The following is an 11,085-nucleotide window of genomic DNA, read 5'->3' on the forward strand; positions in this document are numbered from 1 at the left end:
ATCTGGATTGCTAATCCAAATCTTCTCCATTACTTTCAATTACCTTCTTATACCAGTAAAAGGAATCCTTTTTAATACGTTTGAATGTACCGTATCCATTATCATCGACATCTACATATATAAAGCCATATCTTTTTTCCATTTCACCTGTACTTGCTGAAATTAAATCTATTGGTCCCCACATTGTGTAACCCATGACAGGAACACCATCAACCTCTATAGCTTTTTTCATTTCTTTAAGGTGTTCTCTTAAATAATCAATTCGATATGAATCATGGATCTTACCATCTTCTTCAACTTTATCAATTGCTCCTAGTCCATTTTCAACAATCATTAGAGGTATTTGATAACGGTCATATAAAAGGTTTAATGAATAGCGAAGTCCCATAGGGTTAATGGCCCATCCCCACTCACTTGTTGGAAGATAAGGGTTTTTGTAACCTGTTTTAACACCATTAAGTCCTTTAAATTCTAAACTTGTTTCCTTGCCTACCACATGAGTCAAATAATAACTATAGGATAAGAAGTCAACTTTTCCTTTCAGCAATACTTCTTTATCTCCGTCTTGAATAGGTAAGATGATACCTTTACGTTCAAATTCTTTTAATTTATATGCCGGATAATAACCCCGGCATTTAACATCACAATAAAACAACATTTTATGCATAAAGTCAACATTTGTCTGAATATCTTCTGGATCACAACTATTTGGATAAGCAAAGTGTCCAGCATACATCATTCCAACTTTATTATTAGGATCAATTTCGTGAGCCAATTGAACAGCTTTGGCACTAGCTAAAAATTGATGATATGCGGCAATCATTCTTACTTGTTCATCATCAGAATTGATTCCACCAGCCATCCAAGCCTTTGTTGACATGACATTTATTTCGTTAAAAGTAAGCCAATATATGACTTTTCCTTTGTATCTTTTAAAAATTATTTCGCAGTAGCGCATATAGAAATCGATGACTTTACGATTCTCCCATGAACCATATTTCAGTAACCCGAGTGGAGTCTCAAAATGTGAGATCGTTACTAAAGGTTCAATTCCATATTTTTTACACGTATCGAATACCTGATCATAATGTTTTAGTCCTGCTTCATTGGGGTTTTCATCATCACCATTTGGAAAAATACGCGTCCAATTAATTGACAAACGATAACATTTGAACCCCATTTCTGCAAATAACGCAATATCTTCTTCAAAATGATTATAATGATCAACAGCAACATGACTTGGATAATACTTTCCTTCCATTACCCCATTCGTAATTTCCCTTGGTCTTTCAAGATTCCCTGCCGACATTACATCTGCAGTACTAAGTCCTTTACCATCTGTCAAGTAAGCACCTTCACATTGGTTTGCTGCTGTGGCTCCACCCCATAGAAAATTCTTTGGAAATCCTTTACTCATATTTATTCTCCTCCAATTTAGTTTTCTACAGCAGTTACAAGCATCAAAGCCTCATTATTATTAACAGCTTTTGAATCAGCAACTTTTACTGTGAATTGATCTTTATTAGTAACAACAGTAATTGTGGTCGGATCATATCCTTCTTCGACGATCTTGTTAAGGTCAAATTTCACTAGAAGATCGCCAGCTTTCACTTTGTCTCCAATCTTCACATGAGATTCAAAATACTTTCCACCTAGTTGGACTGTATCGATACCAATATGGAATAATAATTCAATTCCGTTAGCTATTTCCAATCCCAATGCATGATTCGTATTAAATACCATTTTAATTTCCCCACCGACTGGTGCGTATAATTCTCCTGTTGAAGGAATGACAGCAATTCCTTCTCCCATAACTTTGGTTGAAAAAACATCGTCACTTACTTCGGACAAAGGGATCACTTTCCCCTCGATAGGTTGCTTAATATTAATTGTTCCTACTGTACTCGTAGCTTTTTTATTTATTGGATCTTTAGTTTGTTGCTTATCATCTTTCCATGAAATAAAAGTTATTCCAAACGATACTATTAAAGATATTAATAAACCTACTAATGCAAAAATGAAATTCTTACTGTTGGCTGGATCTACAAACATTGAAATACTTGCAACACTAGGGCTTACTATTACAGATCCCGCTACTCCTAAAATACCAAGACTTAAACCACCTATTAAACAAGATATTACAACACCAATCAGTACACGTTTTCTCTGCAATGTTATACCATAAAGTGCAGGCTCAGAAATACCAAATAACGCTGAAATTCCAGAAGCCACTGCTGTTGATTTTAGAATCGTATCCTTAGTGCGTAAAGCCACCGCAAAGCACGCAGCGCTTTGAGACATATTGTGCGCTAATAATGCAGGTAGGAATAACATTTCTTTTCCAAGTGAAGTTACTGAGTTAATTGCATATGGAGTTAACGCTTTATGCATACCCGTAGCTATCATAAATGGAAGACCAGCAGCAAGAAGACCTACTGCAATCCAACCTGTTGTACCGTATATGGATAAAATACCATTTGTTAATAATGTTCCAAGTTGAAATCCTATTGGTCCTATAAATAATAATGTCATTGGTACTGTTAATAGCAATGCCATCATTGGCACAAAGAAAACGCGAATTGGCTTCGGTGAAACCTTTGTGAAAAATCTTTCCATGTATGCATAAAAAATTACACCTAATATAGAAGGGAATACTTGCGATGCATAATTAACATTTGTTAGTGGTATAGAAAAAAGACTTGCTCCCTCAGCTAAAAGTATTGTCATATTAGGAAATAAAAGTATACTCATAGCTGCAGCAGCAACTAAATGATTAACTTTCAATTTTTGTGCTGTGGTAATAGCAACGAATATCGGTAAAAAGTAAAAAACTGCACCACTAATGTTATTTAAGATAATATACGTCTGCCCATTCTCATCAATCAGATTAAGAACCGATAATAATAGCAATATCGATTTTAAAACACCCGCGCCAGCCATTGGTGGAATTAATGGCTGAAAAACACTAACTAAAAAGTCTAGGAATATAGCGCCCATTTTTCGCTTACCTTTGTTCGTTACTTTACTATTACTTTTATCATTCCCAAAGTTGCCCAGTTTTTGTAGTTCATTATAAACCTCATTAACATCATTTCCAATTATGACTTGGAATTGCGCTTTATTAACTATATCTATAACCCCATTGACCTTTTTAAGCTCTTCTATATTTACTTTACTATCGTCTACAAGTGTAAAACGTAATCTTGTTGAACAATGCCCTAAGTGAATTACATTGCTCTCACCACCAACATGCTTTAAAATGTCAGTTGCAGTCTGTTTGAAACTCATTTTATTTTCCCCCTTTATTTTATTGTGCGCTTACATTTCGGCCGAGAAAATAAGCTAACAAAAAAAGACAGGATCCCTAAAAACAATATAATATCCTTGTAGATATTATATCGTCCTTATGGATCCTGCCTGCATTACCAGTAACATGTCCTGATTTTATATTCATTTTGTTACTATCACTATATTGCATTTACATATAGAATGCAAGCGGTAAATTTAACATTCTAATCTCCTTAAAGCCTTTATCTATATACGGTTTCACTTCTTTGATTATTTATTAATAACAATTGATAATTTATAGTTTACATAATGGCTCAAGCCCTTTAAAAACTCATCCAATTGTTCATTAGAAGGAAATGTACACTCGAGGAGGTAACAGCTATCTCCACTAATTTTGTAGTTATTGATTATGTAGTTTTCTGATGTTTTTATAAATGATAAATAAGGTACATGATAAGCACTTTTTGTATAAATGTTGATCAATGCATGTATAGAATTTCCCAATTTAACTTGGTTAACTTTAATGGTATAACCCTCGATCACTCCACTATCCTCCAATTTTGCCACTCTAGCTGAAACAGCTGGACCAGTCAAATGGACTTTCTCACCTAATTCTTTCATTGTGAGCCGACTGTTCTTGGATAGTTCATGTAAGATCAGCATGTCCGTATTATCTAACATTTATCTAACTCCTTTCATTAATAAAGTAAAACGTGCAAAAGACTTTATTTAATCTATGTATCGGTTAATGGGTCATAGTATAGAATATACATTGTACGAAGGAATTTTTAAAGAAAAGGGGTTTTAATAGATGAATATACAACTAATTCGAAATGCAACAATCGTCGTTGAATACGCAGGGAAAAAGTTTTTAATCGATCCTATGTTAGCCGAAAAAGGGACTTTGCCTGCTTTTGGACCTGCGGTAGGCTTACCTGATGCACCAAGACAAGATCAGAACAATCCTTTGGTAAGCTTGCCAACATCCATTGAAACTATTATCCAAGATATTGATGCGGTCATCGTCACTCATCTGCATCCTGACCACTGGGATAATGTCGCTAAAGAAGCATTGCCAAAAGAAATTAAAATATTTGCTCAAAATGATGAGGATGCGTCAGAAATTCGAAACGCTGGTTTCAAAAATGTCGAGGTTTTACAAGAGGATACCGTTTTTGAAGATATCCAATTAATTAAGACAAAAGGCGAACACGGAAGAGGCGAAATCTTACAAGCTGCTGGTCTCGTATGTGGGATTGTTTTTAAACACTCATCGGAGAAAACATTATATGTTGCTGGGGATACGGTTTGGTATGATGCAGTTCAGGAAGTAATTAACACACATAAGCCTGAAATTATTGTCGTAAATGCTGGAGATAACCAATTCTTAGTAGGCGGTTCTTTAGTAATGGGGAAAGATGATGTCTATGAAGTTTATAAGGCTGCTCCTAAGGCAAAAATTATCGCCGTCCATATGGAATCTGTGAATCATTGGACATTATCAAGAGAAGAATTAAAAAACTTTGCTAACGAAAAAGGAATCTCCTTTAATATTTTAGTGCCAAATGACGGAGAAGCTTACACATATTAAATCAAAAGGAGATATACGATGTCAGTTGAAGCTAACAAGGATTTAGTTCGTCGTTTTTATGAAACGATTGAACAGGAAAACTATGAGGCGCTTAAAGGTTTCTGCCATAAAGACTTTGTGTTTTACCCGCAACTTGAAAAGCCTTTTCCTGGTATAGAAGGTCTTGTAGAATCAGAAAAGAAAAACTTTGATGCATTTCCAAACTTCAAAATGCCAATCAAAGCGATAATGGCTGAAGATGATCAAGTAGCTGTATATTTAATATTTGAAGGTACACATACAGGTATTCCGTTCCTTGGAGTTACTGCAACGGGAAAAAACGTTAAATTCTCTCTTATGATGCTATTACGAATAGCTGACGCCAAAATTATTGAGAAAAGATCACACGTTGATGTACATGACATTCTACTGCAACTTGGAGTTAATTCTTAATTCTTAATTCTTAATGAGACCACTTTAAAGACCCATTAGGTACCGACCCCCGAAAGTTAGAGTAGAAAATCTAACTTTCGGGGGTGTTTTTATGGCCAAATATAGTGAAGAATTTAAAAGAAAGCTCGTCACCGAGTATTTGTATGGGAATCTTGGATACAAATCGTTGTCGAAAAAATATAATATACCCAGTTCCACCCCCACCCCATTAAAAAATTGGGTGAGATCCTATAAAACACAGGGCATGGATTAAAACGAAGAAAGATGCAGGAAGGGTACTCTGTTCAATTTAAATTAGATACGATACAATTTATACTAGAGACAGGTGCTTCTTATCAGGAAACTGCTGATCAATTTAGATTGAACAATCCTTCCTTGGATGAAAACATTTAATGAACGAGGGATAGAAGGCCTGAAACCAATATCAAAGGGGCGACCTTCTATGTCTAAAAAACCAACTAAATCCAAGAAAAAGGAAGAGACAAAGTTAACGCGTGAAGAAGAATTAGAACGTGAGAATGAACTACTGAGACTAGAAAATACTTACCTAAAAAAGTTGAAAGCTTTTCGGGAGAATCCAAATGCCTTCCACGAAAAGCACAGGCAAAAGTGGCATTTGAACTCAAAGAAGAAGGATTCCGATTAATAGATATATTCATTGTTGTAGGTATTCCTGAAGCAACCTATCACTATCATGTGAAAAACTTTGGACAAGAAGACTCAGATACAGAACTAAAAAAACTGATTACAAGCCTATTTAAGCAGTTTCATGAACGCTATGGTTATAAACGTATCACAAGAGAATTAACCAAATTAGGACATTCTATCAACCATAAAAAAGTGTATCGCATTATGCGGGAACTAGGGTTAAAATGTGTGAAATTTATGCGGAAATCCCGTGAATACAATTCATATAAGGGAAACGTAGGAAAAGTAGCGGTAAACCGATTGTCCCGCCGCTTTAGCACACCTATCCCTCTTCAAAAGTTAGTAACCGACATTACAGAATTCAAATGTCTAGGCGAAGAGAAGTTATATTTAAATCCAATTCTTGACCTTTATAACGGAGAAATTATTGCGTTTGAAATCAGAAAACGTCCAACATTAGATCTTGTCATAGAACCTTTAACAAGGGCGCTGCAGATAATAAAGAATCATGCAACTTATCTTCTGATCAAGGTTGGCATTACCAGCACAACCAATGGGTGAGGACATTAAAAGAAAATAAAATATTCCAAAGCATGTCACGTAAAGCAACCTGCGCTGACAACGCTTCAATGGAGAATTTCTTTGGCATTTTAAAGCAAGAAATGTATTATGGGGAAGAATTAGTAAGCTATGAAGAATTAAAAAGACGGATAGAAGAATATATCGACTGGTATAACAATGAACGATCAAAAATAAAATTGGCCGGATTGAGTCCAGTAGAATACCGAACTCAATCCAGCCAATCAGTTGCATAAAAAAACTCTAACTTATGGGGGTAACCACCTTAAGGGTCTTTTTTCTTTTCATAGACATCTAGTTGTAAATACACTTTACTTTTATTCCTTCTTGAACATAACTGCTCATTACTTTAAGTACATTTTTCACAAATTCGTCTAAAAATGAAGACCTTTACTACGCAGTATCCGTCTACTACGCAATATAAGAGTAGGCCTTATACACAAAGAAATGACGCAACTCATATTACAGAATTGCGCCTGATTGTTGCAGATAGAACCGGTAGGAATTAGGTAGTAAAGGGCAGTTAGCTTTGCACTAACGCTTACCCTTTAGTTGAAGAATATGATTAACTATACTCTTTTTTAACCTCAAACCTACTAATAAGTTCGTATGGTCTAACCTTAAATGCTTCGTAAGGTAAATAGTTTGCCTCCATTGCATCAAGCGTTCTATTTCTAAAATGCTGTCTTGTAATTAATTGGTTTGCATTTTCTTTATTTAGTTTTGTAAAAACTACTTCTGATGTTTCATTTTCAGCAGTTCTTACGTCACCAGATTGATACTCACCTCTAAAGACAACACAAATTATCCCATTGGTAATATTTTGGTAAATGCCAGTAATACCAATTAAGTGAACCTCAACCCCTGTTTCTTCCATTATCTCTCGGTGGATAGCGTTTTCTAATGTCTCTCCCTCTTCTACTTGACCTCCAGGCATTTCCATTGTATCGGAACGATGAAAATTCCTAACAAGTAATACTTCTCCATCTTTATTTGTTATATATCCACTGACAGCCATTATATGTTTAGGTGGATGGTATGTAGCAGGATAAGCAGTCGAAGATAAAAAATCTTGGTTGCTCTCAATGTAAAGTTCGCCTATTTCTTTTCTTTTTTCTTTTGCTTTTTTGTGTAACTCACTATTTCTAATTTGGTTTTCTATACTATCATAGTGTTCAATACTTCTATATTCCCAAATAGCTAAAATCTCGTCTTTGTTGTCATTAACCCAACGACCTATTAATTTTGCACCGTGTTTAATTTGATTTGGATATAAAAAAGAATGAAAAAAATTATTAAAATCGTTTAGTTTTTCTGGCTGAATTTTATAAGTTTTTCTTCTATATATCATTATTAATCAATTCCTTTTCCCTTTAATTTAAACAAATCCATTAAAGTTCCTTCTTCAACTATTCTCCCCGTTAGTTTAAGTGAAAAATTTCACAAACTCTTATGTTCTCTATTATCATATTAACATAAATTTTCCAATTATAACTTTTATTTGTTATGATCTTCTGATAAAAAAATTATATTGATCTTCCACCATATGGCCCTATTAACAAAGAAAGGGCGCAATCCATATTACAGAATTGCTACCCGTTAGTTATAGAGTCTTTTGAAAATGATGACAAGTAATATCTAATCCACTTTTGAGATAAAATCTATGTGCTTCGTGCCTATGTACACCAGAATCTAGATGAAATTGTTCACAATCATTTTCCTTCGCTTTACTTATTAGCCAATCCCATAGGGTGTGTGCGTATCCTTTTTGACGGCTTTTTTCATCTGTAATCAAATCATCTAAATAAAAATAATTTCCCCAAGCTAGAGATTCAGTAATCCTATATCCAGCAACTGCTTTAACTTCATCATTCTCAATAACCGTAACGATATTAAAACCATAATTATCTTGCAATCGTCTGATTATCCCCAAAAAATTGTCTTCAGTTAAATGAGGACGTAGTTGTTTTAAAGTGCTGAAGGTGGACATTATTTCCGAATCAGATTTCATTATTTTTACAATTGGTTTCATTTAATTTCCCCCTAATGTTTGTTTATAAAATTCAATTAATTATACGTTCTTCTTATTCAACTATCTTTTCCCCTTTAGCCATAACAGACAGTACGGTTCTTCCACTAACGCTTCCCCGTTAGCATTCCTGTAGTGCGTTAATTTCGACTTTGAAAAAAATAGAGCCCCTCAGTAAGATAAGAGTATAGATACCAAACTAAAACTCAAATCTAAGGAGGAGCTCTTATATGAAGTTTAAAATGCAAGACAAACAAAATCAACTAATTGAAAGAATTTCTGATAAACATCTTGTTGTTGGTGTGGATATAGCACAGCATGTTCATGTTGCACGAGCTGTAAATTTCCGTGGTATTGTCGTCGGTGATCCTCTCACTTTTGAAAATAACGAGAAAGGTTTCGCTAGATTAATGGAATGGATTTGTCATTTAAAACTTTCAAAAGGATTAAATACTGAAATAGTTGGGATGGAACCTACCGGACATTACTGGTTGAACCTATCTAAATGGTTATATGATCAAGATATTGATGTAGTAACCGTTAATCCTCACCATGTGAAAAGAAATAAAGAAAATCGTGATAATACCCAATCTAAAAGCGATAAAAAAGATGCCCTTGTGATTGCAGATATGATCAAGAATGGGTATTACTCCTTTATCCGGCCCACTTCTGAAGCTTTTGAAAAGCTTCGAGTGCTAATGGCTAACCGAGATGTAATCGTTAAACGCCTCACCAGTTCTATTAACCAAATAAATCGTTGGGTAGATATTGTCTTCCCTGAACTTCGAGAAGTATTTAAAGATGTAAAAGGAAAAGGGGCAATCGCAACACTTCGGTTATTTCCTACACCTTCAGAACTATGTTCCATGAAAGCACAGGATATAGTGAAAGGTTGGAAAACAGTGATGAAACGTCACGCAGGACTTAAAAAAGCACAATCGTTAATTGACTTAGCAAAAAATTCTGTAGGCAGTAAACAAGCACACGAAGCCTATAAGCTTCATTTAGAACATTTACTTGAAGAATTCGATTTAGCAAAAGTCCAACTCGAAAGAGTAGAAAAAGAAGTCACTTCCGTACTTGATCAAATTACTTTCGCTAAAAAAATAATTGCCATTGAAGGAATTAGTGAAATTTCATTGGCGGGTATTTTAGGAGAAGCTGGTGATTTAAGTGGCTTCGCGCATGGTAATTCTCTATTACGACATGCGGGACTACATCTGGCAGAAGCAAGCTCGGGTAAATGGAAAGGACAAATTGTCGTTTCAAAACGTGGGAGATCTCGACTAAGGCGATTTTTATTTTTAACGACATTAAGCCTTGTGAGCAATAACTCTGATTTCAAGCAGATTCATTTTAATAATGTTAAAGTCAAAAAGATGAAAAAAATGAAATCTATCATGAAACTCGTGGGGAAATTAGCAAGAATATTGGTGGCAATATCTAAAAATCATGAATCATATTGTTCTCAGAAAGTACAACCATTAGCACCTATAGCAGCTTAATTCTAATCGTAAACTAAGTAAGGCTTTAAAGTAATTAAAAGTAGTTTAATAATTCTTGAATGTTGGCTTATTCGTAGGATTACAGAGAAAGCGCGGAGTACTGGATACCGTTGTACCTAAGGGCACTGACCCGTTTGCGCAGCAAAACCGGCCTCCACCCCTTGGATAGGCATGACGAAGGAATGAAAGGGCAAATGACCCGTTGAGACATGGGAGGGATAGCCTCCAGGGGCGGCGTGGAGATGCGTGCAGTATATTATGGAAATAAATGGAGCTACTATTGACTCCTCTATTCCCGCATGCCTTCATGTAGCCTTTATTATCAAAACTCATTCCATTCATCCGTCATTGTTCTTAGAAGTGGTCTGAAATCCTGCGAATAAGCGAGCATTTGTGAGTAAATAGAATCTAACTGAGGGAGTTTAGTTAGCTTTTAAACTCTATAAAGTGACTTGAATTGGGATAGAGATTTTCCTTTGAAAATCCTAAAGAAGTATAAAATTTATCAGCCTGTTCCGTATCTGTATGAAGCACCAAAATTTTATAATATCTTTTTGCATCGTCAATTATTTTTTTTACTAAAAGGCTTCCAATACCGTTTCTCCTATACTCTCTTCTAACATAAAACCTTCTCAACCTACCAATAGATTGTTCATTTGAGAATGGGTCTTTATTTAATCCACCAATAGCAACAAGAACACCTTCCTTACTAAACACGCCAAATAAACCTTCTCCAGAATGATTAAAAGTATTACTGCCACTTTTATAATCATTTACTAATCTTTCTACAAAACGAAACCCACCTTCTTTGCTTTGCTTTACTAAACTATCCAAATCACAATTCAACAGATTATTTATTTGCTTTACCTCATATTCCCCCAATTTACCCACCCTTCGAATTACGTAATTCTTGTTGAACTATTCTCCCCTTATAGCATTCCTGTAGATCGTTATTTATCAGGTTTGATAAAAAAAGAGCCCCTCAGTAAAATGATTATAGACACGAACACAAA

At 35.0% G+C, this 11,085-nt stretch carries 13 protein-coding genes; 7 read left to right on the forward strand and 6 right to left on the reverse strand.

The window, feature by feature from the left end; genetic code table 11:
• Positions 1-10: 10 nt before the first annotated feature.
• From CEF18_RS16790 to CEF18_RS16800, 3 genes are all read right to left on the reverse strand, one after another.
• Positions 11-1,417, reverse strand: coding sequence for a glycoside hydrolase family 1 protein (locus CEF18_RS16790; protein ID WP_110937527.1), 1,407 nt, complete (start codon positions 1,415-1,417; stop codon positions 11-13).
• A 17-nt stretch (positions 1,418-1,434) separates the two neighbouring features.
• Positions 1,435-3,288, reverse strand: coding sequence for a beta-glucoside-specific PTS transporter subunit IIABC (locus CEF18_RS16795; protein ID WP_110937528.1), 1,854 nt, complete (start codon positions 3,286-3,288; stop codon positions 1,435-1,437).
• A gap of 270 nt (positions 3,289-3,558) precedes the next feature.
• Positions 3,559-3,969 carry an Lrp/AsnC family transcriptional regulator gene (locus tag CEF18_RS16800; RefSeq protein WP_110937529.1) on the reverse strand — a complete coding sequence of 137 codons (411 nt, stop codon included), beginning with the start codon at positions 3,967-3,969 and terminating at the stop codon, positions 3,559-3,561.
• A 130-nt stretch (positions 3,970-4,099) separates the two neighbouring features.
• On the opposite strand from CEF18_RS16800, the gene CEF18_RS16805 reads away from it, so the two are divergent.
• From CEF18_RS16805 to CEF18_RS16825, 6 genes are all read left to right on the forward strand, one after another.
• Positions 4,100-4,879, forward strand: a complete 780-nt coding sequence (locus CEF18_RS16805; RefSeq protein WP_110937530.1) for an MBL fold metallo-hydrolase — start codon at positions 4,100-4,102, stop codon at positions 4,877-4,879.
• 18 nt (positions 4,880-4,897) lie between these two features.
• On the forward strand, positions 4,898-5,311 hold the full coding sequence (locus CEF18_RS16810; RefSeq protein WP_110937531.1) for an ester cyclase: 414 nt from the start codon (positions 4,898-4,900) through the stop codon (positions 5,309-5,311).
• Between the two features lie 264 nt (positions 5,312-5,575).
• Complete coding sequence (locus CEF18_RS26030; RefSeq protein ID WP_147422038.1) at positions 5,576-5,704, forward strand: transposase; 129 nt, start codon at positions 5,576-5,578, stop codon at positions 5,702-5,704.
• A gap of 49 nt (positions 5,705-5,753) precedes the next feature.
• Complete coding sequence (locus tag CEF18_RS16815) at positions 5,754-5,957, forward strand: hypothetical protein (protein ID WP_110937532.1); 204 nt, start codon at positions 5,754-5,756, stop codon at positions 5,955-5,957.
• Complete coding sequence (locus CEF18_RS16820) at positions 5,921-6,520, forward strand: IS3 family transposase (protein ID WP_110937533.1); 600 nt, start codon at positions 5,921-5,923, stop codon at positions 6,518-6,520. The genes CEF18_RS16815 and CEF18_RS16820 overlap by 37 nt, the downstream gene beginning before the upstream one ends.
• Positions 6,517-6,774, forward strand: a complete 258-nt coding sequence (locus CEF18_RS16825; protein WP_190238698.1) for an IS3 family transposase — start codon at positions 6,517-6,519, stop codon at positions 6,772-6,774. Before CEF18_RS16820 ends, CEF18_RS16825 begins: the two co-directional genes overlap by 4 nt.
• Positions 6,775-7,103: 329 nt before the next feature.
• Here CEF18_RS16825 and CEF18_RS16830 read toward each other — a convergent pair whose 3' ends face one another.
• Positions 7,104-7,889 (reverse strand): NUDIX domain-containing protein, encoded by a 786-nt coding sequence (locus tag CEF18_RS16830; RefSeq protein WP_110937535.1) that lies wholly within the window; start codon positions 7,887-7,889, stop codon positions 7,104-7,106.
• A 252-nt stretch (positions 7,890-8,141) separates the two neighbouring features.
• Positions 8,142-8,570, reverse strand: coding sequence for a GNAT family N-acetyltransferase (locus tag CEF18_RS16835; RefSeq protein WP_110937536.1), 429 nt, complete (start codon positions 8,568-8,570; stop codon positions 8,142-8,144).
• 227 nt (positions 8,571-8,797) lie between these two features.
• Here CEF18_RS16835 and CEF18_RS16840 point away from each other — a divergent pair, with 227 nt between their 5' ends.
• The gene (locus CEF18_RS16840) at positions 8,798-10,072 is read left to right on the forward strand and encodes an IS110 family RNA-guided transposase (protein WP_110934896.1); all 1,275 of its coding nucleotides are present in this window, start codon (positions 8,798-8,800) and stop codon (positions 10,070-10,072) included.
• Between the two features lie 426 nt (positions 10,073-10,498).
• Here CEF18_RS16840 and CEF18_RS16845 read toward each other — a convergent pair whose 3' ends face one another.
• The gene (locus CEF18_RS16845; RefSeq protein WP_110937537.1) at positions 10,499-10,954 is read right to left on the reverse strand and encodes a GNAT family N-acetyltransferase; all 456 of its coding nucleotides are present in this window, start codon (positions 10,952-10,954) and stop codon (positions 10,499-10,501) included.
• Between the last annotated feature and the right edge of the window lie 131 nt (positions 10,955-11,085).

This window comes from Salipaludibacillus neizhouensis (genome assembly GCF_002886185.1).
GTDB lineage: Bacteria > Bacillota > Bacilli > Bacillales > Salisediminibacteriaceae > Salipaludibacillus > Salipaludibacillus neizhouensis.